At 36.9% G+C, this 24579-nt stretch carries 23 protein-coding genes and 2 tRNA genes; 17 read left to right on the top strand and 8 right to left on the bottom strand.

Features of this window, described 5'->3' with window-relative positions:
• Window positions 1–44 precede the first annotated feature (44 nt).
• The 10 genes from murG (at window position 45) to AEQSU_RS09345 (ending at window position 8450) form a co-directional block, all read left to right on the top strand.
• Window positions 45–1136 (top strand): undecaprenyldiphospho-muramoylpentapeptide beta-N-acetylglucosaminyltransferase, encoded by a 1092-nt coding sequence (murG, locus tag AEQSU_RS09305; RefSeq protein WP_014782610.1) that lies wholly within the window; start codon window positions 45–47, stop codon window positions 1134–1136.
• A gap of 85 nt (window positions 1137–1221) precedes the next feature.
• Window positions 1222–2577, top strand: a complete 1356-nt coding sequence (gene murC / locus AEQSU_RS09310; RefSeq protein ID WP_014782611.1) for a UDP-N-acetylmuramate--L-alanine ligase — start codon at window positions 1222–1224, stop codon at window positions 2575–2577.
• Complete coding sequence (locus AEQSU_RS09315; protein WP_014782612.1) at window positions 2567–3283, top strand: cell division protein FtsQ/DivIB; 717 nt, start codon at window positions 2567–2569, stop codon at window positions 3281–3283. The genes murC and AEQSU_RS09315 overlap by 11 nt, the downstream gene beginning before the upstream one ends.
• A gap of 3 nt (window positions 3284–3286) precedes the next feature.
• The gene (ftsA, locus tag AEQSU_RS09320; RefSeq protein WP_014782613.1) at window positions 3287–4669 is read left to right on the top strand and encodes a cell division protein FtsA; all 1383 of its coding nucleotides are present in this window, start codon (window positions 3287–3289) and stop codon (window positions 4667–4669) included.
• Between the two features lie 69 nt (window positions 4670–4738).
• Entirely contained in the window at window positions 4739–6715 is a 1977-nt protein-coding gene (gene ftsZ, locus AEQSU_RS09325; RefSeq protein ID WP_014782614.1) for a cell division protein FtsZ, read from the top strand.
• 153 nt (window positions 6716–6868) lie between these two features.
• The gene (locus AEQSU_RS09330; RefSeq protein WP_014782615.1) at window positions 6869–7318 is read left to right on the top strand and encodes a GatB/YqeY domain-containing protein; all 450 of its coding nucleotides are present in this window, start codon (window positions 6869–6871) and stop codon (window positions 7316–7318) included.
• A gap of 106 nt (window positions 7319–7424) precedes the next feature.
• Window positions 7425–7498: transfer RNA gene (locus AEQSU_RS09335), tRNA-Arg, on the top strand.
• Window positions 7499–7543: 45 nt separating this feature from the next.
• Entirely contained in the window at window positions 7544–7786 is a 243-nt protein-coding gene (locus AEQSU_RS09340) for a GIY-YIG nuclease family protein (protein WP_014782616.1), read from the top strand.
• A gap of 5 nt (window positions 7787–7791) precedes the next feature.
• Window positions 7792–7884: transfer RNA gene (locus AEQSU_RS16620), tRNA-OTHER, on the top strand.
• A gap of 200 nt (window positions 7885–8084) precedes the next feature.
• Window positions 8085–8450 carry a SpoIIAA family protein gene (locus tag AEQSU_RS09345; RefSeq protein WP_014782618.1) on the top strand — a complete coding sequence of 122 codons (366 nt, stop codon included), beginning with the start codon at window positions 8085–8087 and terminating at the stop codon, window positions 8448–8450.
• Between the two features lie 17 nt (window positions 8451–8467).
• Here AEQSU_RS09345 and AEQSU_RS09350 read toward each other — a convergent pair whose 3' ends face one another.
• Window positions 8468–8911: a DUF1569 domain-containing protein gene (locus tag AEQSU_RS09350; protein ID WP_042492425.1), complete on the bottom strand. Its 444-nt coding sequence runs from the start codon at window positions 8909–8911 to the stop codon at window positions 8468–8470.
• Between the two features lie 132 nt (window positions 8912–9043).
• On the opposite strand from AEQSU_RS09350, the gene radC reads away from it, so the two are divergent.
• Genes radC through AEQSU_RS16200 form a run of 6 tightly spaced genes read left to right on the top strand, consistent with a single transcriptional unit; the run spans window position 9044 to window position 14529 of the window.
• Entirely contained in the window at window positions 9044–9739 is a 696-nt protein-coding gene (radC, locus tag AEQSU_RS09355) for a RadC family protein (protein WP_014782620.1), read from the top strand.
• A 6-nt stretch (window positions 9740–9745) separates the two neighbouring features.
• A complete protein-coding gene (locus tag AEQSU_RS09360) occupies window positions 9746–11041 on the top strand; it encodes a DUF7033 domain-containing protein (RefSeq protein WP_014782621.1) in 1296 nt (431 codons plus the stop codon).
• Complete coding sequence (locus tag AEQSU_RS09365; RefSeq protein ID WP_014782622.1) at window positions 11031–11720, top strand: YjjG family noncanonical pyrimidine nucleotidase; 690 nt, start codon at window positions 11031–11033, stop codon at window positions 11718–11720. Before AEQSU_RS09360 ends, AEQSU_RS09365 begins: the two co-directional genes overlap by 11 nt.
• 49 nt (window positions 11721–11769) lie before the next feature.
• A complete protein-coding gene (locus AEQSU_RS09370) occupies window positions 11770–12315 on the top strand; it encodes a hypothetical protein (RefSeq protein ID WP_014782623.1) in 546 nt (181 codons plus the stop codon).
• 4 nt (window positions 12316–12319) lie between these two features.
• Window positions 12320–13732 (top strand): DUF5723 family protein, encoded by a 1413-nt coding sequence (locus AEQSU_RS09375; RefSeq protein ID WP_014782624.1) that lies wholly within the window; start codon window positions 12320–12322, stop codon window positions 13730–13732.
• Window positions 13732–14529 (top strand): hypothetical protein, encoded by a 798-nt coding sequence (locus tag AEQSU_RS16200; RefSeq protein WP_014782625.1) that lies wholly within the window; start codon window positions 13732–13734, stop codon window positions 14527–14529. Before AEQSU_RS09375 ends, AEQSU_RS16200 begins: the two co-directional genes overlap by 1 nt.
• An 89-nt stretch (window positions 14530–14618) precedes the next feature.
• Here AEQSU_RS16200 and AEQSU_RS09385 read toward each other — a convergent pair whose 3' ends face one another.
• Window positions 14619–15896, bottom strand: a complete 1278-nt coding sequence (locus AEQSU_RS09385) for a replication-associated recombination protein A (RefSeq protein WP_014782626.1) — start codon at window positions 15894–15896, stop codon at window positions 14619–14621.
• An 89-nt stretch (window positions 15897–15985) separates the two neighbouring features.
• Here AEQSU_RS09385 and AEQSU_RS09390 point away from each other — a divergent pair, with 89 nt between their 5' ends.
• Window positions 15986–16768, top strand: a complete 783-nt coding sequence (locus tag AEQSU_RS09390; protein ID WP_014782627.1) for a rhomboid family intramembrane serine protease — start codon at window positions 15986–15988, stop codon at window positions 16766–16768.
• 10 nt (window positions 16769–16778) lie between these two features.
• Here AEQSU_RS09390 and rlmB read toward each other — a convergent pair whose 3' ends face one another.
• The 6 genes from rlmB to AEQSU_RS09415 form a co-directional block, all read right to left on the bottom strand.
• Entirely contained in the window at window positions 16779–17516 is a 738-nt protein-coding gene (gene rlmB, locus AEQSU_RS09395) for a 23S rRNA (guanosine(2251)-2'-O)-methyltransferase RlmB (RefSeq protein WP_014782628.1), read from the bottom strand.
• A 155-nt stretch (window positions 17517–17671) separates the two neighbouring features.
• A complete protein-coding gene (locus AEQSU_RS09400; RefSeq protein ID WP_014782629.1) occupies window positions 17672–18139 on the bottom strand; it encodes a hypothetical protein in 468 nt (155 codons plus the stop codon).
• 21 nt (window positions 18140–18160) lie between these two features.
• Entirely contained in the window at window positions 18161–18697 is a 537-nt protein-coding gene (locus tag AEQSU_RS16895; RefSeq protein ID WP_245529068.1) for a RagB/SusD family nutrient uptake outer membrane protein, read from the bottom strand.
• Window positions 18698–18742: 45 nt separating this feature from the next.
• Window positions 18743–19594: a RagB/SusD family nutrient uptake outer membrane protein gene (locus AEQSU_RS16900; RefSeq protein WP_245529069.1), complete on the bottom strand. Its 852-nt coding sequence runs from the start codon at window positions 19592–19594 to the stop codon at window positions 18743–18745.
• A gap of 20 nt (window positions 19595–19614) precedes the next feature.
• Entirely contained in the window at window positions 19615–22674 is a 3060-nt protein-coding gene (locus AEQSU_RS09410) for a SusC/RagA family TonB-linked outer membrane protein (RefSeq protein WP_014782630.1), read from the bottom strand.
• A 120-nt stretch (window positions 22675–22794) separates the two neighbouring features.
• Window positions 22795–24492 (bottom strand): autotransporter assembly complex protein TamA, encoded by a 1698-nt coding sequence (locus AEQSU_RS09415; RefSeq protein WP_157429269.1) that lies wholly within the window; start codon window positions 24490–24492, stop codon window positions 22795–22797.
• Window positions 24493–24579: the final 87 nt, after the last annotated feature.

The raw sequence follows: 24579 nt of genomic DNA on the forward strand, positions 1-24579 counted from the left end.
ACGTGCGTCTAACAGAACAAAGAACAAAGAACAAAAAGAAAAAATTGAAACCAAAATTCATCATATCAGGCGGCGGAACCGGGGGTCATATTTACCCGGCAGTAGCCATTGCAAACGAGTTAAAAACCCGTTTTCCTGATGCTGAATTTTTGTTCGTCGGTGCCAAGGATAGAATGGAGATGGAAAAGGTGCCACAAGCAGGTTACAAAATTATAGGACTATGGATTTCAGGTTTGCAAAGAAGTTTATCACTTCAAAACCTGGCTTTTCTGTTGAAATTAGTTTCTAGTTTACGGAAATCTCATAAAATTCTAAAAGAATTCAAACCAGACGTTGCAATTGGAACCGGAGGATATGCAAGTGCACCATTATTAAGAATGGCAGCGTTAAGAACTATTCCGTGTTTAATTCAAGAACAAAACAGTCACGCAGGCATCACCAACAAATGGTTAAGCAGCAAAGTTCAAAAAATTTGTGTGGCTTATGAGGGAATGCAACAATTTTTTCCTTTAGAAAAAATAAGGCTTACTGGAAACCCTGTTAGGCAGGATTTGCTAGATATTTCTTCAAAAAGAGAAGAAGCGATTTCTTTTTTCAATTTGAAAAAAGATAAAAAAACCTTACTGGTTCTAGGCGGAAGTCTCGGAGCAAGAAGAATTAACGAATTGATTGAAAAATCATTACCATTTTTTGAAAAGAACAACGTACAAGTTATTTGGCAATGCGGAAAATATTACGAAGAAACCTATAAAAACAAAGGGAGTGAAACAGTTCAAGTCCACACATTTTTAAATCGAATGGATTTGGCCTATGCAGCAGCAGATTTCATCATTTCACGAGCTGGCGCACTGTCGGTTTCGGAATTGTGTTTAGTAGGGAAACCAGTTGTTTTCATTCCATCGCCCAATGTTGCTGAAGACCATCAAACGAAAAACGCAAGATCCATTTCTGATAAAAATGCTGCATTGCTGATTAAAGAAAGTGAATTGGATTCAAATTTTGAAAGCGAATTTTCAGAATTAATTACTTCCGAAGAAAAACAAAAAGCACTTTCGAAAAATATAAAAAAACTGGCAAAACCAAATGCCACAAAAGATATAGTTGAAGAGATTGAAAAATTATTGAACAAAAGTTGAAGAGTTTATGAGTTTAAAAGTTTAAGTGCTATTTCGAAGCACTCGGCTTTTAAACTTTTAAACACCTTAGCATTTAAACTTAAAAATGAATAACCTAAATAACATACAAACTTACTATTTCGTCGGCATCGGCGGCATTGGGATGAGTGCGCTTGCACGGTATTTCAAAATGCAAGGGAAAGCTGTTTTTGGGTACGACAAAACTTCAACAGATTTAACCGAGGAACTGGTTGCTGAAGGAATCCCCGTGACTTTTACAGATGAAATTTCTGAAATTCAAAAGGAAGTGCGTTCCAAAGAAAACGTTTTAGTGGTTTACACGCCAGCTGTTCCGAAGGGCAACAAAATATTAAATCATTTCTTTTCCGAAGATTTTCACGTCGTAAAACGAGCCGAACTTCTAGGCGAAGTTTCAAAAAACACACTTTGTCTTGCCGTGGCTGGAACGCACGGAAAAACCACAACTTCAGCGATTTTAGGACATTTATTAGCAGAATGCAATATGCCTGTAACCGCGTTTTTAGGTGGAATTGCAGAGAATTACAATTCAAATTTTATTTACAAAGGCAGCGAGATAACTGTTGTTGAAGCAGATGAATTTGACCGTTCTTTTCTTCAACTTCGTCCAGACATTGCTTGTGTAACCTCAATGGATGCAGACCATTTGGACATTTATGGAGATGTTGCCGAAATAGAAAACGCGTTTAGAACCTTTGCGCAATTAGTCAAAAAAGAAGAAAATATATTCATCAAAAGGGATCTTCCTTTAGACGGAAAGACTGTTGCGATTGAAGAAACTGCCGATTATGAAGCACAAAACGTAAAAATTCAAGACAGTGCTTATGTTTTCGATTTAAAAACTCCAAGCCTAATTTTGGAGAACCTAACTTTTAATCTTCCAGGAAGACACAACCTTACAAATGCTATCATGGCTTTGGGCATGGCAATTACCGCAGGATCCCCAATAGATTGCTTGCCTAAAGCATTAGCATCTTTTAAGGGTGTGAAACGTCGCTTTTCATATAAAATTAAAACTGAAAACATGGTTTTAATAGATGATTACGCACATCATCCCACAGAAATTGACGCCCTTTTTCAAGCCGTTGATGAAATGTACCCAAACGATCATAAACAGATTGTTTTTCAGCCGCACCTTTTCAGTAGAACTAGAGATTTTGCTGAAGGTTTTGCAAAAAGCCTTTCGCAATTTGATGAAGTTATTTTGCTAGATATTTATCCAGCACGCGAAGAACCCATTGAAGGAATTACTTCAGAATGGCTTTTAAGTCAAGTAGAAGCCCTTCACAAAAGAGTGGTATTCAAATCTGCATTACCAGAAGTTTTGTTGAAGTCCAAATGTAGAGTAAAACTGTTGGTAGGCGCCGGAGACATTGGTGCCGAAGTAAATAAAATCACTCAAAAACTAAAAGATGAAGCGTAGTCTGGCAATTTTAAAATTTATAGTTCTTTTTGGGTTGATTGCGTTCCTTTTCAGCTTTACCAAAAAGCGCAATGACGCCAGAAAAATTAGCAAATTAGACGTTGAATTTGTAGATGAAAACAGCCCTTTTATCACCTACAATTCAGTTAATAAATTGTTGATACAAAATTATGGTAAGGTTGCGGACATAGGCAAAGAAACTTTAGTTTTGAAGAACATGGAGCAAAGACTGCGTGAAAACCCTATGGTTCGTGACGCTCAGGTGTATGTGTCCATAGATGGGGCGTTGGGTGCGAAAATTGAACAGCGCAAACCAATAGGAAGAGTGTCTGCTACGCCAGATTACTACCTGGACGCAGACGGAAAAAAGATGCCACTGTCTGATGTGTACTCCGCAAGAGTGCCCATAATTACGGGAACTTCAAAAAATAATTTTGATGAAGTTACGGACTTATTACTGAAAATAAATGATGATGAATTCATGAAGAGTAGCGTAGTAGGCTTAAACCGAAAGGCAGATGGAGATATTGAAATGGAACTTAGAAAAGTGAATTTTAAAGTGCTTTTTGGAAAGCCGTTAGACATTGAAAAAAAGTTTCAAAACTTTAAAGCATTTTATAAAAAAACAAAACAGGACAGTACGCTGTACGGTTACAATTTGGTGAATCTGAAATTTGAAAGTCAGGTAATTGCCACAAAAAAGTAAGGCATGGAAAACGATAATATTGCTGTAGGATTAGATATTGGAACAACCAAAATAGTTGCTATGATTGGTCGTAAAAACGATTATGGTAAAATGGAGGTTTTGGGAATCGGGAAAGCCAAAAGTCTTGGTGTGCACCGCGGTGTTGTTAACAATATTACCCAAACCATTCAGTCCATTCAGCAGGCTGTTCAGGATGCTGAAACTTCTTCAGGTTTGAAGATTAAAGAAGTGGTTGTAGGTATTGCCGGTCAGCATATACGTAGTCTTCAGCATAGCGATTACATTACTCGGCCTAATGGCGAAGATGTTATTAAAGAAGAAGATATAGACCGTCTTTGCAACCAAGTTCACAAATTGGTAATGCTTCCTGGCGAAGAAATACTGCACGTTTTACCACAAGATTTTAAAGTTGATGGCCAAGCCGAAGTAAAAGAACCCATCGGAATGTACGGCGCGCGTTTGGAAGCAAATTTCCACGTGGTTGTTGGACAGGTTTCCTCTATCAGAAACGTGGGAAGATGTATTAAAAGTGCTGGATTGGAACTTTCAGCAATCACTTTAGAGCCATTGGCTTCCGCAAAAGCAGTTTTGAGCCAAGAGGAAAAAGAAGCTGGAGTGGCCTTGATTGACATAGGAGGTGGAACGACTGATTTAGCAATTTTTAAAGACGGAATCATTCGCCATACAGCGGTAATTCCTTTCGGCGGAAATGTAATTACTGAGGACATAAAAGAAGGTTGCTCCATCATTGAAAAGCAGGCAGAATTGCTGAAAATTAAATTCGGCTCCGCTTGGCCAGGGGAAAATAAGGATAATGAAATAGTTTCAATTCCGGGTCTTCGAGGTAGAGAACCAAAGGAAATAAGTCTTAAAAACCTTTCAAAAATAATTCACGCTCGCGTTATCGAAATCATCGAGCAAGCGTATATGGAAATTAAAAATTACGGTCACGAAGATCAAAAAAAGAAACTAATTGCAGGAATTGTGCTTACCGGTGGTGGTGCACAACTTCAACACATTAAGCAATTGGTTGAATATATTACTGGAATGGATACGCGTATCGGTTATCCAAACGAGCATTTGGCTGGCGATAGCGATGCCGAAACCACGAGCCCAATGTACGCCACCGCCGTAGGTTTGGTATTGAACAGCTTAGAAAGCAAAGAAAAATCTTCTCTAATGAAGCGTTTCTCCCACGAAGAATCTTCATCTGAAAAAGTGAAGACATCAGAAACAGTTGAAAATGATACAGAAACAGATTCTGAAACTATAAAAGAATCAAAATCTGATAAAAAAGATAAAAAAGAAAAAGAATCAAAATCCTCAAAAAAGTTTTTTGATAAATGGGCGGAGAAATTCAAGGAATTCCTTGACAACGCCGAGTAAAAAAGTTTACAGTATTCAGTAGCAGTGTTCAGTAAAAAAATAAGAAAAATTGCAATAAAAAATAAAACTATGAGCAGCAAAAAAACAGAATTTGACAACATTTCCTTCGATCTGCCAAAGAACCAATCCAATGTGATTAAGGTGATAGGTGTAGGCGGCGGCGGAAGTAACGCCATTAACCATATGTTCAGTCAGGGCATAAAAGGAGTAGATTTTGTAATCTGCAACACAGATTCACAAGCTTTGGAAAACAGTCCGGTACCAAACAAAATTCAATTGGGAGTTTCCTTGACCGAAGGTTTGGGCGCTGGTGCAAATCCAAAAGTTGGCGAGCAATCTGCAGTGGAAAGTATGGAGGAAATTCGCAGTATGCTAACTACCAATACCAAAATGATTTTCATCACAGCCGGAATGGGCGGTGGTACGGGTACAGGTGCAGCGCCGATTATTGCAAAAATGGCAAAGGATATGGATATTCTAACTGTAGGGATTGTAACCATTCCATTTCAATTTGAAGGCAAGACCAGAAACGAACAAGCGCATATTGGGGTTGAAAAACTACGCCAAAATGTAGATTCGTTGGTGGTTATCAATAACAACAAATTACGTGAAGTTTATGGAAACCTTGGTTTTAAAGCAGGCTTTTCAAAAGCTGATGAAGTTTTGGCAACCGCTGCTCGTGGAATCGCTGAAGTAATTACACATCACTATACTCAAAACATTGACCTTCGCGATGCCAAAACGGTACTTGCCAATAGCGGAACTGCCATTATGGGAAGCTCCACGGCTTCTGGTGCCAACAGAGCGAAGGAAGCAATTGGAAGAGCCTTGGATTCCCCATTGCTAAACGATAACAAAATAAAAGGAGCCAAAAACGTATTGCTGCTAATCGTTTCAGGTTCTGATGAAATCACTATTGATGAAATAGGCGAAATCAGCGATCACATTCAAAATGAAGCTGGTCACAGCGCAAACATCATTATGGGTGTAGGTGAAGAAGAAAGTTTAGAAGGTTCTATTTCCATCACAGTAATTGCAACAGGTTTTAACTTTGAACAACAAAATGAAATAGTAAATACCGAAACAAAAAAGATAATCCACACGCTGGAAGATGAGCAAAAATCGGAACACAACCTAACGCCAAAATCAACAGGCACTTCCGTAAATCTTCCGCAAAAATCAATGCCAAGTCAGACACAGACAGAAGCCCCTGTGGTAAAACACACACTTTTTGATAATGAGGAAATTGAAGAAAAATTACCGTTTGAAGGATATATCAAAACTTCAGAATTGTTAAAAAACTTAGGTGTTTCTTTTGAAGAATTTGAAATTGAGGATATTGAAACCTATAATCAAGTTGAAGTAAATAAAATAAACGTTAACGAGTTTGTTATCATTGAAACGCCTAAAAAGCAAGATGAGGAAAAGAAAACAAGTATTGAAACTGCTTCCGAAGAAATGGAGGATCAGATACTAATGTTCGATATGCCTATAAATGTTTCACCTAAAAGAACGCTAGAGCAGGACAAGAAAGATGAAAGAGTCTATCTTGATTTAGAGGAAATAGAAGTTAAAGATCACGTGGAGATTATTCCTATAACAGAGGTTACAGGTGGAGGAATAAAGCGTTATAGTTTGGACGATTATCAAGAAGTTGAAGATCGTTTAAACAGTGCAAAACCTTCAAAAGCTGTAAACATGGATGATGAAGACGAAGAAATAATATTTGAGAAACGAACCGTTTCTGAACCAGATTCAAAAGAAGAAGACTCAAAAGATGAAGATCCGCTAAATTCCCCAATTGCTAAAATATTGAGCGATCGCACTGAGGAACGCAAACGGAAGATGAAGGAGTTCAATTATAAATTCAAAAACAGTCCGTCCCGCATAGACGAAATTGAAAAGCAGCCAGCTTACAAGCGTATGGGTATTGATTTGAACGAAACCAAAAACGAACCAAACATTTCAAGAACCTCTATAAATACGGAGGACGATGAGATTGAATTGCGCAAAAACAATTCATTTCTACACGATAATGTGGACTAAGTGATTTATCTATTCACTTAAAGCAGGGGCCTAAATTTCTTAATTGAGTTTAGGCCTTTTTCTTTAAATAGACGGTTCCTCAATAAATGTGTTTTCCAAGTTTCGCATTTCGGCTTAAATAAGTATCTTCGTGCACTATTAAAAAACAAAGAAATGAGCTTACAAGAAAAGGTAATGGAGGCGATGAAAGCCGCAATGAAAGCGAAAGACACGCAATCTTTAGAGGCTTTGCGTTCCATAAAATCTGCCATGCTTTTGGCACAAACCGAAACAGGTTCTAAGATGGATTTGTCTGAAGAAGATGAACTGAAATTACTTCAAAAACAAGTAAAACAACGAAAGGACAGTGCTGCAATTTACACAGATCAAAACCGTCCAGACCTTGCGGAACCAGAATTGCTTCAAGCAAAGGTTATAGAGCAGTTTTTGCCACAACAATTAAGTGAAGAAGAAGTAAGTAGGATTGTAGATCAAGTTATCTCTGAAACAGGAGCCTCATCAATGGCAGATATGGGAAAAGTAATGGGACTGGTAAGTGCTAAACTTGCTGGTAAAGCAGATGGAAAAACCATTTCTACAGCAGTAAAGACTAGGCTTTCGTAAATTTCAGTTATCAGTTATCAGTTATGGGTTAGTAGATAATTAGGTTGAATTGAACTACTAAAAATTATTTTTGAATATTGAATATTGAACATTGAATACTAAATACGGCCGCGTGGCGCAACTGAATAGCGCATCAGATTTCGGCTCTGAGGGTTGGGGGTTTGAATCCCTTCGCGGTCACTACTTAAAAGGTCTCGATTTTCGAGATCTTTTTTATTTTGTAATATGTATTACGTATACGTTTTAAAGAGCTTAAAAGATGGTCGACTTTATAAAGGAATGACTTTGAATTTAGATGAACGTATTATTCAACATAATTCAGGTAAAAATAAATCCACGAAAGGATTTATTCCTTGGTTCTTAATTTATTTTGAAGAATTTGAATTCAGGAAAGATGCTAGAGTTCGTGAAAAATATTTTAAGTCGGGTGTTGGTAGAGAGTATTTACATAGAAAGTTGAGAAGTTAGCTTTTGTCGCGTGGCGCAACTGAATAGCGCATCAGACCTGCCTGCCGGCAGGCAGGTTTCGGCTCTGAGGGTTGGGGGTTTGAATCCCTTCGCGGTCACTATTAAATGAAAAGGTGGAAAAAAGTTTTTCGAGCTTGCTCAAAAATTTTTTTCCGCCTTTTTTTCTGTCTTTTCGTAAGAAAGCACATTAAACAATCCCACCATTAAAAATGTGTTAATTAATACACCTTTAAGAGCCATCCCGCCCAACAATTTTTAATTTTAATAATTAAAATAAGTTAAACTAAATACATATATCATGTTCACTGTTGTTAACGGACTTCCTGAAGATATTTTAGGAATACTGATTTCCGGAAAAACCACAAAAGAAGATTATGATCAACTAAATCCACTATTGGAAAAGCACAAAATGGAACACGGAACCATTAAGTTTTATGTTGAAATTGACGAACTACAATATACGGCAAAAGCCATGTGGGAAGATTTTAAGGATGGTCTGCATTATTGGCGCGATATAAAATTCGTAGCCCTTGTTACAGATAAAGGTTGGTTAGAAAAAACAATGGAGGTATTTGGAGCTATAATTCCTGGAATGAAGGTAAAAGGCTTTGATCTGAACGAACGCCAAGAAGCCTTAAACTGGTTGAAAACCCAAAAGGAGTAACATTTATATATTATTTTTCAAACCCCAAACTGCCTAAAATGATGGTCCAAATGCTTATACTGCATCTGTCCCCATTGCTGTTTTGTGAAGTAACCAAACCCAGGATGTGCTTTCCATTCTTCACGATTTCTTTGACTCTCAAACTCATCTAATAATTCGTTTAGCTTCTGCTTTTCAGTATTAAAATCTCTTGGATCAGCTTCTTTCAAAAACTTTGCAGTTGGTAAATTTTTACGATAAGGAGTGTCGTTATAAAACATTTTTTTGAAGAATAACTTAGCTAGAAAGTTCGGTTTAAGTCCATAATCAACTTTTTCCAACATAATATTAAAAGGACCTTGGCAGTGGTGTAGCATTTGTCCAGCAGTCATTTTGCCCCATTGTTTTTCGGAGCTTTCGGAAAGGTTGTTCAATCTATTACGGGTATCAGATAAAGCTTCAGTGTCAAAAAGTGATTTCATCTTTAAAAGATTTGTGATTGAAGTCATAAATTTATTCAATATAATTTGAAATACAACCTACCAAAAGATTGTTTTCTAAAAGGTGTTGTAGATTGAACATTCATTATTACCTTTAAGGAAACAGAAATAACCTTGGAAGAAAACAATTCCTTTTCCATAAAAAACTGGAACGCAGACGACCGTCCGCGCGAAAAAATGTTGCTAAAAGGGCGAATTGCCCTTAGCGATGCAGAACTAATTGCCATACTAATTGGTTCTGGCAGCCGCAACGAAAGCGCCGTTTCGTTAAGTCAACGTATTTTGGCTGTCGCAAATAATAATTTGAGCGAACTTGGAAAACTATCCATTCCTGAATTAATGGAATTCAAAGGTATAGGTGAAGCAAAAGCAATAAGTATAGCCGCTGCGATGGAATTGGGTAGAAGAAGACGAACAGGCGAAGCTTTAGAACGAAAAAAAATTACCTCCAGCAACTCTGTTTTTGAATATGTGCAACCCATTATCGGCGAACTTCCACACGAAGAGTTTTGGATTCTTTATCTCAACAACTCAAACAAAATTATTAAAAGCGCCCAACTCAGTAAAGGAGGAATAACAGGAACTGTGGTAGATGTTCGACTTGCGTTTAAGGAAGCCTTACAACTTGGAGCCGTGGGAATTATTTTGGCGCACAACCACCCTTCAGGCACCTTGAAACCGAGCCAAGCAGACATTCAACTGACCAAAAAACTGAAAATCGCTGGCGACAGTTTAGACATAAAAGTGTTGGATCACCTTATAATTACTGAAAAAGCGTACTTTAGCTTTGCCGATGAAAATATGCTGTAACCCACTATGCTGTTAATCTACACCCAAAAACTTACTCCTCGAATTTCATACATTTTTAAGCATATTTGCCTGCGTGTATTAAGCATAGAAATTGAGTTCACTTCTGTTATAGAAGAATTTATAGCGCATGCCGGTCCAAAAATATCTTATGGCAAAAAGCCTTTAGGAAATGAACTTTTCTTCCAAAGTTATGGGCTTTTAGAACAACAAGGTTTTGAGTCTGTTGAAATAGCTGTAAAAAAATGGGGCAATACGTTTGGCTTTTTTTCCGTCTCCAATTTAAGCACTTTACCGTTTGATATTTTTTCGTCAAGTTTTTATATGATTTCGCGCTACGAAGAATATCTTCCGCACGTAAAAGATGAAATGGGGCGCTTTATGGCTTCAGAAAGTTTGGCATTTAAAGAAGGATTTATTCATCAACCCATTGTAGATATTTGGGTCTATTTATTCAAAGACAAGCTTTCGCAGACCTTTCCAGAGATAGAATTTCCGCAGAAAAAAATCACAATCCATCCCGTTATTGAAGCTGCGCAACCTTATGCCTACAAGCAAAAAGGTTTGTTCCGTTCGTCTGTAGGTTATGTGGATAGCGTTTTTCACGGAAAATTTCGAAATATAATTTCTCGAATTCAAGTAAATCTTGGGCTTAAACGCGATCCTTTAGATACTTTTAAATGGCTTGTTAACATAGCAAATCGGAGCAATTTCAAGCTTACTGTTTTCTTTCTTTTGGGCAATGCGCTGTCGTTTACTGAAAGTATGAACACACATAGGCAGAAGTTTAAAATGCTTATCAAGTTTGTTTCAGATTATAAAGATGTTGGGCTCATTTTTTCATATAATTCCTTAAACGATTATGAAATGTTGAAAAGCGAAAAGCGCAGAATGCAGGAAATTACCAATCGTTCGCTCGCAAGTTCTATGAATTCAGAGTTTCTGGTAAATCTGCCTGATATTTACCGCCATTTGGTAGAATTAGAAGTGAAGCGCGATTTTACAATGGTGTTTCGCAATACTGTAGGTTTCCGCGCTGGAACTTGCACGCCTTTTCTTTTTTACGATTTGGATTATGAAATAAAAACGCCGTTACTTATTCATCCTTCGGCTATGACTACATTGGCGTTTCAGAAAAAGTATGCTTCAGATATTGAAAAAACGGTAAATAATATTATAAAAGCGATTGCAGAAGTAAATGGTACTTTTACCATGATTTTCTCCAACAAAGATTTTTCTTCAGAAGAAAGCAACAAAGTCTGGCGTACTATTTTTTCAGAAAAACTACAGGAATATGCAGAATAATGAAATCACTGATATTTTTTTCGACCTAGATCATACGCTTTGGGATTTTGACAAAAATTCTGGTTTGGCATTTCAAAGGGTTTTTGAGAAATATAGTATAACATTACCACTAACCGATTTTTTAAGAGAATACGAGCCAATAAATTTAGTTTATTGGAAGAAATATAGAGAAGAACGCGTTTCTAAAGAAGAGCTTCGCAGAGGCAGACTGACCGAAACTTTTGATGTTTTCAAACTTAAATATCCCATTGAAACCATTGACGCACTTGCTGTTTGCTATATTGAAGAACTTCCCGTGGATAACCATCTTTTTGAGAATACTTTTGAAATTCTGGAATACCTTTCTAAAAAATATGCGCTTCATATAATAACCAATGGTTTTGAGGAAGTGCAACATCTAAAATTGAATAATAGCGGTATTAAAAAATATTTCAGCACAATAACTACCTCTGAAGAAGTTGGGCTTAAAAAACCACATCCTTCGGTTTTCCAGACCGCTATGAAGAAGGCTTCCGCAACGCCTCAAAAAAGCATAATGATTGGCGATAGTTTTGAAGCAGACATCGTTGGGGCAAAAAACGCAGGTATGCACACCTTGTTTTTTAATTATAGAAAGGAAGAAGTAGCACCATCTAATTTTTCGATAAACGAACTTTCTGAGATTAAAAATTACTTGTAGTAATATTCTGATTTAAAATGCGTTAATTACAGGTAAACTATCCCCATATATGAATAAATCCCTGGTCCTATCCATTTTCATGGTTTGTGCTTGCCTGTTTTTTACGGCATGTATAAAAGATACCGATTTTGACCAAGCCGAAGATATTGCACTAACGCCAGTGATTGAGTTGGATTTGATATACTTCAATTTACAGGCTAACCGTTTTTTCGACACAATAAATTCTGTTCCAATATTTACTGTTCGCGATACAACTTTAATAAAATTTTTAGACGATAGCACTTTACAAGAAAGCCTAAAACGGGCAGAATTTTTCTTCAAATTCACTAATAGCATACCACGAGATTTTCAAGTTAACTTTCAATTTTTAAGTGAATTGAATGATACAACCTATGTTGCAGGAACCTCTGTGGCGTCAGGAACAAAAGCCGCTCCCGTTATTACGGAGTTTACAGAAAACGTTGAGGGCGAAGCTATCTTGAGCCTTACGCAAGCACAGAAAGTTGTGGTTTCGGTAACCATTCCTTCTTCCAATGAAAACCTAGAAGGTATTCTGAATTTGAAATCCAAAACTACTTACTATTTGGAATACTAAGACAATGCAACATTTTTTAACAATCATAATCTTTCTTTTGGGAGTATTTGCTTTCGCTCAAAATAAGCAGATACTCTACGGATTTGATGACATTCCCCAATCATTAATGTTAAATCCTGGTAACAATGTGCTTCAGAAAAAGCATTATGGAATTCCGTTATTGTCACAAATACATTTTAATGGAGGCTCTTCGGGCGTATCGGTTTATGATATCTTCAAAGATGGAAATGATAACATTAATGACCGTATTACAAAAAAGATTTTTGAAATGAAGAATACCGATTTTTTCACGGCCACCCAGCAATTGGAGCTTATCAATTTTGGTTGGCGGGCTAAGAATGAAATTTATTTTTCAGCCGGGATTTATCAAGAATTCGATTTCATAACCTATTTCCCAAGAGATTTGGCAATCTTAACTTGGGAAGGAAACGGCGATTACTTAGACTACCAATTTGATTTAGGCGAAATAAGTACTACTGGCGATTTTATGACAGTTTATCACGTTGGTTTGAATAAAAAAATCAGTGAAAAACTTACGGTTGGCGTACGATTAAAATTTTACTCAAGCATGTTCAGTTTCCGAAGCGTGAACAATGCTGGTACCTTCGTGACCAGGTTAGGAGATGAAAATTCAGGAAATATATATGAGCATACCCTTGAAAATGCCGATGTTACTGTAGAAACCTCAGGTTATGCCTCCTTGCGGGATTTGGATGGAGCAGGACAAGTAACTAGTGAAATATTAGGACGTGCTTTTTTTGGAGGAAACCTTGGGGTAGGTGTGGACCTCGGTTTTACTTATAATATTAATGAAGTATGGAAACTATCTGCCAGCGCTTTAGATGTTGGTGCCATTTTTCATACAAAAGATGTGGAAAGTTATCGGGCTCATGGAAACTATACTTTAGACGGAATTAACCTGATTTTTCCAGCCATAGGAGATGGGGAATCAACCTTTCCATACTATGACGATCTTGAAGATGAACTGGAGCGCGAAATTCCGATAGATACAATTTATAACAGTTATACCCAGTTTCGGCCAGTAAAACTAAATATGGGATTAAGTTATGGTTTTGGTAGGTTTAATGCCTCTGGTGCCTGTGATTGTTTAAATATGGGAGGCGATAAACTTCATAAACAGAGCGTAGGTTTGCAGTTCTATTCCATAAAAAGACCAAAAAGGTGGCAAGCAGCGGGAACGCTTTTTTATCATAGAAGAATTACAGATTTCCTTTCAGCAAAAGCAACCTATACCGTGGATTCCTATTCTTATTCAAATGTTGGCTTAGGAATTTCGGCAGATTATGGCAAACTAAATTTTTACATTGCGGCGGATAACCTTATTAAATATAGCAATTTGGCCAAAGCAAAAAGTGTATCTTTACAGCTAGGATTTAACATCATAATTGACGAATAATGACACGATATTTACTACTTTCTTTAACGCTATTGCTTGCTACCACCGCTATTTCACAAAATACAAACTTAAGTGATTACAGCTATGTTGTAGTTCCTGAACAATTTGATTTTTTAAAAAGTAAAGACCAATTTCAAATGAATTCTATGACCCAATTCTATCTTGAAAAAAATGGGTTCAATGCTTATTTAGCAGAATCAGTGCCTAATGCCAACCGCTGCGATGGTCTGTTTGCAAATGTAGAAGAGATAAAAACGCTTTTTGGAACTAAACTTCAGGTTGTGTTGAAAGATTGCAATGATAAAGAAGTTTACAGAGGTGAAGAGGGGAAAAGTAAGTATAAAGAATATGATAAATCTTACCAAGACGCATTACGAAAGTCTTTCATGAGCTTTTCAGCTTTACGCGTAAAACAAAAGGATGTGAATATTTTAGTAGAAAGAACAGACAATACAATGTCTTCTTCTAAAACAAAACAAAATACGGCAACTGATGAACTTTCAAAACCAAAAGTTTCAAGAGTTTCTGGCATTTTATTGCCAGATGCAAAATTTTCAAACTATTCAAATTCGGGTAAAACCTTTCTACTTCGCAACACGGCTGAAGGTTATTCTTTATATGAAGAATCTGCAAGCGCGGCAGACGGACTTCTTTTGAAAGGAAAAATCATCGTGATGGATAACCTTGTTAAATATATGGATACTTCTGGAAATGTAGCTGATGCGGCTTTTGATCCTTCTGGAAATCTTGTTATTAAAGAAGGAAATGTTAAGACAGTTTACTTATCTGAAGATTAATACCTGTTATCTTCTATAAATACACCATCCTTTCGGGATGGCTTTTTTATTTATACGAAAGTCGATAGTAAACAAGATTTAATAATACTTCAAAAATCATATTTATCTTTCCAAAGCTGCGTTAGATAATTTTTCAACGAATTTTCCTTTGGGTTGTTTCCTGGTCTATAAAAAGTAGTTCCTTTTATTTCTTCGGGCAAAAATTCGTGCGGCACAAAGTTGCCTTCGTAGTTGTGAGCATATTCGTATTCCTTTCCGTATCCCAATTGCTTCATAAGCTTCGTTGGCGCGTTTCTTATGGACAAAGGAACCGACAAGTCGCCAGTTTGCCGAACAAGTTGTTGCGCTTCGCCAATGGCTTTATAAGAAGCGTTGCTTTTTGGTGAAGTAGCCAAATAAATAGCACATTGGCTCAAAATAATTCTGGCTTCCGGATATCCGATTGTATTGACAGCCTGAAAGGTGCTATTTGCGAGTAAAAGCGCATTAGGATTTGCCATTCCAATATCTTCCGAAGCGAGGATAACCATTCTTCTGGCAATGAATTTTATATCCTCGCCACCTTCAATCATGCGTGCCAACCAGTAAACAGCTGCGTTTGGATCACTACCACGCATGGACTTTATAAATGCTGAAATAATATCGTAATGTTGCTCGCCAGTTTTGTCATAAAGCACCGTATTTTTCTGGGCTTTTTGCATTACAAGTTCGTTGGTAATAGTAACCTTTTCACTTTTTTCTGAAAGGACTACTAGTTCCAAAATATTCAAAAGCCTTCGTGCATCACCGCCAGAAAGTCTTATTATTGCTTCGGTTTCATTTAAAGTTACCTTCTTCTTTGCTAAAATTTCGTCTTCTTTTAAAGCTCTTTTTAGCAATGCTTCCATATCCTCACGGCTGAAAGATTCTAGAACATACACCTGACAGCGAGACAATAAAGCGGGAATTACTTCAAAACTTGGATTTTCAGTTGTAGCGCCAATGAGCGTGATCCAGCCTTTTTCCACAGCACCCAAAAGCGAATCCTGTTGCGATTTGCTGAAACGGTGTATTTCATCAATAAATAGAATAGGGTTTTTGGTTGAAAACAGGTTGTCGCTTTTCTTTGCTTTTTCTATCACTTCCCTAACTGCAGCAACTCCGCTATCCACAGCACTTAAAATATAGAATGGTCTGCCGCTTTCATTCGCAATAATATTTGCAAGCGTTGTTTTACCCGTTCCCGGCGGTCCCCAAAAAATCATGGAAGGAATCATTCCTGTGCTTAACTGGGAGGTTAAGGAACCTTTTGGACCAACCAAATGTTGTTGGCTTAAATATCCTTCAAGAGTGTTTGGCCGGATTCGTTCTGCAAGAGGTGCGTTCATAGTCTTCAAAATTACAATTTTAATAAATCGGTTTCACTGACAATTTATCATAAATTTGATTTGGGATTGCTTTTTGTAATTAGTGAAATATGTCTAATCCAAACCAATTAAAATTTACACCTGATGTTTTTGGCTATCCATTGCTATTTGTGATGGTGCTTTGGATTGTGTTTTGGGTTGAAACCCGTTTTGGTTTCAATTTCAACTCGTATGGAGTTTATCCCAGAGAATTGAAAGGTTTACGCGGAATTTTATTTAGTCCTTTCATTCACGGAAGTTTGGAGCATCTTTTCAATAATTCAGTGCCATTATTTGTACTTTCTTCTGGCTTATTTTACTTCTACAGAAACATTCGCTGGAAGGTTTTAATCTTTGGTCTGTTATTGACAGGAATAGCAACTTGGTGCATTGGCAGATCATCCCTTCATATCGGAGCTAGTGGCGTGGTTTATATGTTGGCTGCTTTTTTATTTTTTAAGGGAATTTTTTCGAAACAGTTTCAGCTAACAGCTTTAGCATTAGTTGTTGCCTTTCTTTACGGTGGAATGCTTTGGTATGTATTTCCCGGAATCCCTGAAATATCTTGGGAAGGCCATCTTTCAGGATTTTTTGTTGGATTAATTTTCGCCTTTTTCTATAAAGAAAACCCTATTCAGAATAAGAAGTTTGATTGGGAACGCGAAGATTTCATCCCTGAAAACGATCCTTTTATAAAGCAATTTGACGAAGACGGAAATTTTATTGAGTTACCAAAAGTTTTACTAGAAGAAATTTCTGAAGAATCTTCAACAGAACAAATAGTTACGAATACTTCACAAAGAGTAAGGATTGTATATAGTTTTAAAAATGAGTCAGAAGAGAAACCTGAATAAGAACTATTTATTATCTGCGTTGACGCACTACTTCATAAAGAAAAGCGCCACAAGCCACAGAAACATTTAATGAATTAATTTCTCCAAGCAAGGGTAGGGAAGCACGCTCGTCCACCAATCCAAGTACGGATTTTGATATACCTTTTCCTTCTGAGCCCATGATCAAGGCCAACGGAGTTTTTAAATCTAAAGAATATATTTCTGAATTTGTTTTTTCGGTAGCTGCAACGGTTGTAATTCCAGAACCTTGCAAATAGAAGATTGCATCTTTAATATGTTCCACCTTACAAATTGGAATTTTGAAAATTGCTCCAGCAGAAGTTTTCACGGTGTCTCCAGAAACAGGAGCTCCACCAGTTTTTTGAATAATTACCGCATCTACGCCAGTACATTCAGCAGTTCTAAGAATTGCTCCAAAATTACGGACATCCGTTATTTGATCTAAAATTAGGAATAGAGGCGTTTTATCACCTTCGAGTGCTTTTTCAACAACACTTTCCAAACTATGAAATGCCACAGGCGAGGTTACCGCCACAATACCTTGATGGTTCCCACGGGTTAATCTATTGAGCTTTTCAAAAGGAACAATACTTACTGGAATATTTGCTCTTTCAAGGTCTTTAATTAGGCCTTCAATTTTGTCGCTATCTATTCCTTTCTGAACAAAGACTTTGTCAAAAACAACTTGTGATGATAAGGCTTCTTTGACAGGGTAAATTCCGAAAATGGTATTTGTTTTATCGCTCATTGTTATAGATAATATGTGATGTGGTTTATTATTGCGTTCAAAGATAAATAGATTTAACTTGGGTTCTGTTATAAAAAACAGAGATATAAAAAAACACCTCCTAAAAAGATAAGAGGTGTTTGATTTGTATTTAACGTGTTGTTAAATTAATCTAGTTAACTTTTAAGTCTAACTCTCACTGTAAATCTTCCTCCAGAAACAACGTTTCCTCCGCCTTCAATTGCAAGAGAGAAATATTCGCCTCTTGGATCTACAATAGATTTACCAAAACCAGTAACTGTGATTGATCCTAGTTGCTCGTTTGCAGGGATTGTCACAGTAGCATCAAAGCTAAAGTTTTCTGGATTAGTTGATACATATGGTGGATCTGCTACTTCTAAAATAGTAGGGATGACCACAACCTTAAATTCTCTATCTACATCAGCAATATCTGAAACAAACAAAACATTATTAAAGGTTCTCTCTCTCTCACCGCCAACAACAATATTATTAACGTTATTGTCAACAGGACTTGTGAATCCAACCACAGTTTTGCGTTCTGCGTTGAAGTCATCGTAAGTTTCGCAAGAAACCGCGAACAAAGCTAATGCTACGAACGTAATTATTATATTTATTTTTTTCATTTTGATAAAATTTTAGAATTATTAATACCCAGGGTTTTGTTGCAAATTTGGATTTAAATCTGTCGCAGTTTGAGGAATTGGCAATTGGAATTTTGGATTTCCTACTGGTAAATTCTGTGCATCAGATGGAGTTCCACTTCCGTCTTTTAAATCACCAAAGCTACCACGTTCCACTGGAAGGCTCCATCGTTTCAAATCAAAGAAACGTTGAGATTCGAAAGCAAATTCTAATCTTCTTTCAAGACGGATTGCATCACGAAGTGCATCGCCAGTTTCTCCACTTGGAGGAGTAGTATATCTTTTTGTTCTTATAGCATCTAAAGCAATGCGAGCAGGTCCTTCGTTTCCAAGGTTGTATTCTGCTTCAGCAATATTCATTTTTGCTTCTGCAGCGCGAAGAATTTTTATATCAACACGCCCTGGATTTTCTCCATCTTCTCTTGCAAACAATTTTTTGATTGCGTTAAACTGAAGTGCACCATTTCTAGCTTGTAAAGTGTAGGCATCTTTTCTGATGTCATCATCAGCGAAAAGCTGAAAAAACGGATAAGAAACCACGTATTCTGGTACTAAAGTTAGTGTGCCGAATTGACTCCATGTTACTCAAGGAGTGATGTCTAATCCAGGAGGATCTACATCAATCCAGAAAATTACTCCATCTTTGGATACATCTTCCCAAACACCTACAACAGTGTTTCTGGGAGCGATTGATGTAGTAACTTCGTTTGCAGCATCAATTGAATTTTGCCATTGACCCATATACAAGTAAGCACGTGATAAAAGAGTATTTACTGCGTCTTTATTAAAGCGACCTGCTGGAGCTGAAGCTGGAATGTCTACTAATGCTTCTTTAAGATCTGTTACAATCATATCGTAACTTTCAGCAACGGTTAATCTTGCAGGCTCAATAGTATAGTCTGCTTTAGTTACATAGGCAATACCTAGGCTACCATTTGCATCTGCAGATTGAGTTGGCATTTTAGCAAAAAATGAGGCGATATCCATGTGGCCTAAGGCTCTTAGCGCTTTTGCTTCTGCTACGACTTTAGCTTTGTTGCTTCCGTCAAAATCCGCACTTTTTTCTATCAAGGTATTTGCGCGAAAAATCATTCTATAAGCACTTTGATAAAGTCCGCTCAAAGGTTCGCTAGATGCAGAATATTGCCAGTTGTGCAATGTTCTTCTAGATCCTCTACCTTTTTGGGCAAAAGTAACGTTGTCTGCCAATACATCTGGGGCGTCAAGCATCCCACCTGCATCACTTCCACCGTATAGTGAACCGGTGAATAGTGTTGAATAGATACCTCTCGTCGCGTTTTCAAAATCGGAAACTGTAATATAAGCTTGATCTGTTGCAAGCTCATCGAAAGGTATTTGTTCCAGTTCACCCTCACAAGAAGTTAAACCTCCAATGATCAGTGTTAAGACTGCTATTTTATAAATTATTTTTTTCATTTTATAGGTTTTTTTTAGAATTAGAAACTTACATCCAAACCAAATTGGAATGACTTAACATTTGGATAACTGTAAAGAGTTGCTTCCCCAGGAGCTACTGCATCAGCAAATGAAATAGTCTCTCCAGAAGAAAGTCCTACTTCTGGATCTCCCCAAAATTTGGTAAACGTTAATAGGTTCTGCCCTTGTACATATAGTCTTAGGCTCTGTATTGGAGTTTTATCCAAAAATTCGCTAGGGAAATTGTATGAAAGAGTAACATTACGCATACGTACGTAATCTCCTTTTTCCAAGAATCTGTCTGAGTTTACAGCTTGATCTACTGAAGCGTAAATTGGACTTGGCATTACACCAGTATCGCCAGGTTGTTGCCAGTAATTGAATGCGGTAACAGCTTGATTATCATCAACTGCTTGCCCATCAGACTCAGCATTAGATCTAACGAAGTTGTTTATCCAGTTTCCTGTTTTGAAAACGAAATCAGCTCTCAAACCAAAGCCTTTATAGCTAAAGTTAGTAAAGAAACCTCCTTCTTTATCAGCGATGGTTGACTTTCCTTGAAATACTCGGTTCTCACCTTCTGGAAGATCTTCAGCAAAATAAGTGTTACCATCTGCACCTAAAAATAAAGATTTTCCAGTTGCAGCATCAACTCCAGCATAACGAACTAAATAGTGCTCATTAATTTTTCTACCTTCACTAAAGCGAATGTTATATGTGTTATCAGACGGAGTGAAATCTTCGTGATCTGGTAGTTCAATTACTTCAGTATCTAAGAAGATTATGTTTCCTCCAAGAGTCCAAGTAAAATCATTAGTACGAACTATATCACCTTGTAAGGATATTTCAAGACCTTTATTTTGGATTTCACCAATGTTTCCAGCAACACTTCCAGTTCCAGATTCATAAGCAGTAGGAACATTAAATAATAAGTCAGAAGTATTTCTAATGAAATAATCGGTAACACCTCTAAGACGTTTGTTGAAGAGGTTGAATTCTAAACCAACGTTAGCAGTAGTGGTAGTTTCCCACTTTAAGTTTGGACTTGCAATGTTTGAAGGAACTGAACTTGAACCACCTGGATAGAATCCGAATTCATTTGTTGCCTGAGGTGCATAACGACCAATTCCATTTCTGTTACCTACAGAACCGTAAGCTGCTCTAATTTTAAGATCATTTACAGCATCTACACCGAAAAAGTCCTCTTTAGCAACGTTCCATCCAATACTTCCACTATAGAAAGTACCGTATTGGAAATCAGCTCCAAAGTTAGAAGAACCATCACGACGTATAGATGCAGAAAGAAGATATTTTTCTTTATAATCATAATCTGCAAAAAGACCATAAGACACTAATGTCAATCTATTTCTGTTAGTGAATCCATCATTTAAATCTGCAGCACTAGTCTGTGTGCTCAACAAAGGAGAAGGGAAACCTGTGCTACGTACAAAAGTACGATAGAACTCATTAAGGTTGTATTCATATAGACCCAAAACATTCAGGTTATGATTGTTTGAGTTTAATGTATAGTTTAAACGGTTACTGATGGTAAGGTCTAATCTATCTTGTTGGTCATCAAACTTGTTACCAACGGGTGCGTTGTTCAAAATAATATCCAAAACACCTCCTGGCTTAGAATAACTTTCTCTCCTACGTAGTAAGTGGTTAACAGAAGTATTGAAACCATAGCTCCAGTTTTTCGATAATTTTACCAATGCATCTACACTAGCAAGTGTAACATTGTTAATGTCTGTAGATTTTTCAGTCTCAAGAGCTTTTCTTGTAGCGAAATCTCTGTGAGTTGGGTTGTAAGTAGGTTCTCCGTTGTTATCCAACAGTATTTCGCCGTCATCATCGTATAAAAACTCGTTTTCATACTCGTTGGTAACGTAAATAGGTTGAAACGGGTTTTGAGTGTTGTTTCTATCTCTTGGTTCATCACTTGTAGAACGTGAATACCCAACATTTACACCCATAGTCAACCATTCTTTAGCGTCAAAATTAACGTTCAAACGGGTTCCTAATCTTTCAAAACCATTGATTTTATCAATAATACCTGTGTTTTTATCGTGAGTTACAGAAAAGTAGTAATCTACTTTTTCACTACCTCCAGAAACAGAGACATTGTTGTTCTGAATTACACCTTCTTTAAGTATAAGGTCTGCCCAATCAGTTGTGCGAGCAAGTAATTTAGCGCGTTCTGGTGACCCAGGAGCTGTTTGTACCCCTGGTAATGAACCGGCTGCACCAACACCCAAAGCATACATTTCTGCTTCGTATTGCAATTTCTGCTCCGCGTTCATCAATGTAAAGTTTGGTTCTATTCTGGTTGTTGTTCCATAACGAGAGCTGTAACGGATTACAGCATCTTTGTTTCTGTTACCGTTTTTTGTTGTGATTACTACAACCCCGTTTGCTCCACGAGAACCGTATCTAGCGGTTGTTGGGGCATCTTTTAGGATTGTAATGTTTTCAATATCCTCGTTAGGAATACTTGCAAGATCTTGCTCTCTAATAGGAGCGCCATCCACAATGTATAATGGTGAAGATGCACCTGCAACAAGAGATCCAGTTCCACGAATACGAACAAAAGCTCCTTGTCCCGGCTTACCGTTTGCAGAAGTTACCTGTACACCAGCTGCCTTACCTTGAAGCATATTATCTATACTTGTAGTTGGCGCCATTTGTGACAGTTCCGAAGCGGAAATAGATACAACGGCAGATGTTTGCACCGTTTGGTTTCGTGTAGAATACCCAGTTACTACAACTTCTTCAAGTGCCGCAGCATCTGGTTGTAAAGTAACATTAATTGAATTTTGAGCTCCTACTTTTACTTCCTTGGTAACAAAACCTACATAACTAAAAGCAATTGCCTGACCCACATTTGCAGATATGGAATAATTTCCATCAAAATCTGTCTGTGTTCCAGAACTCGTGCCCTTGATTATTACGTTTGCACCAGGCAATGGCAGACCTGTATCGTCCGTCACTGTACCTGTAATAGTTTTTTGCTGCGCGAAGGTAAGCTGCACAACTAACGCTAATATAAGCGTTAAAATTCCACTAAACTTTGTTCTCATTTTTATAAATTATTTGAATTAGCCAACGGCAAAAATCATAATAAAAAGTTAATTACACAAGTATTTGCTCCCAATTTTTAAGTTTTATTTAGGATTCTTAAAGGGTTTGGACGTAATATTTTAAAATTTTGAGGAAACACTGATGTGTATCTTGGTATTTGAGAAACTGAAGTTTTGGTTTTCTGTGTTTCCATTAGCCACATTAAATTTGAATAATCCCGCTTTGGTATTGAGTCCAATGCCCACCCCGAAGCTATAGAGGTTTTGTTTTAGTTTAAGTGTTTCGTTTTCAAAATAGGCGAAGTCAATTATACTGTGTAGATAAACCCCTTCATTAAATTGGTATCTGTACTCGGTGTTAACTACGGAAAAAAACGAAGCATCAATGCTGTTCTCGTTAAAACCACGAATACTGTTTATGCCTCCAAATCGAAAAAGTTCATTCACCAAATAACTATCACTCACTAATATACTTGTGCTATTTTGCACGAATATTGAATTTTTAAAGTTCAAATTAAATATATTGCTTAATAAGCCTTCCAAGCGAACTTGGTTTTCCGTTATGGAATCATTCTTACGGGAGCCAACTCCGCCGTCCAATGATAAAATGGTTTTAATTGGAAAAAGTTTTTTGTTTTGTGTTTTAAGGTAAGTGCCGCCAGCGATTAAAAAGTTAGACTTGAAATCTTCAACAGGAGATCCAGCCACTGCGTTATCTAAGAGGTTGCTAGAATCGTAACCTTTATAGCCAAGATAAATTGTAGACTTTGGGTTTATTTGGTATGTTGCTCTTAGTTGTTGTTCTGTAGTGATAAAGGTACTGTCTCTCTTAAAAATTTTTAGCTCACCGCTTAAACCAATAGGGCTTTTAAACAAATATGGTAAAGTTGCTTTTACTCTAAAGTTTACTTGCTCTTTACCGTCAGATTTATAGTTCAGCAATAATTGCTCGCCAAAATTAAGGTTATTATTGAGTTCTAGATTTAGATAACCATTGAAAGTGAGTTTCTGTGTTTCTTCATCTGTTGCAAAACCGATTATTCCGTCAAATAGATTGTTGTTCTGTTTTTCTAGATAGAAATAGACGGTTGTTGAGTCTTTTCTGAAAAGTGCTTCTGGTGGTTTTATGGCTGAAACAAAACCTAAGCTATTTAGATTTTCATTTTGCTCCACTAATTTCTTTTGATTGAATACCTCACCTTTTTTTATACCGGCGTAATATTTAAGAAAAGATCTCGGGAATTTTTCATAACCTTTCACGGCTATGGAATCTACATTTCTAAAGTTTCCATTATCAACTAAAAGTGTTGCCGATAAATTATTGTTTTCGTCTTTTTCAAATTCACTTAGCCTTAAACGAGCAAATGCATTTCCTTTTTGGTTGCGAAGCGTTGTAAGTTTCCTTAGTGAATTTGGAATAGCTTCAAAAGGAAGAGTAAAGTAGGTGTCGGTAATTTCGGAAGCAACGCGTTGCAATTCTTTTTTGCTGAAATCTTCTTCTGAATAGAAAATGCTTATTTCATTGTATTTTTTTCCGAGGAAGAAATCTGCTATGTAGCTACTATCATTTTCTTTTTGCAGCTGAAGCAGTTCACTTTCAATAAAACCCATCCGTTGCATTTTTAAATAAAGCGTATCGGTTTCCTTTTTAAGTGAAAGGAGATCTTTGAAAGAAGTGTTCATTTGCAACGAGTCTTTCATCGCTTGCGAAACCGGTCTTTCTGCTTTGACGGAAAGGGTGAGTTCCTGCGCATTCATTCCAAAGAAAAAACAGGTATATATATTAAGGTATAGAGAAGTGTATAGATATTTTTTCAAAAAAGGAGTGTTATTAGCGTTGTAAATCTAACGTTTCATCTTGGTGTTTTATGTTCAAAGTAAAAAAATATTAAAAGTATGCTGAAA

It is taken from the genome of Aequorivita sublithincola DSM 14238, assembly GCF_000265385.1.
Taxonomy (GTDB): Bacteria; Bacteroidota; Bacteroidia; order Flavobacteriales; family Flavobacteriaceae; genus Aequorivita; species Aequorivita sublithincola.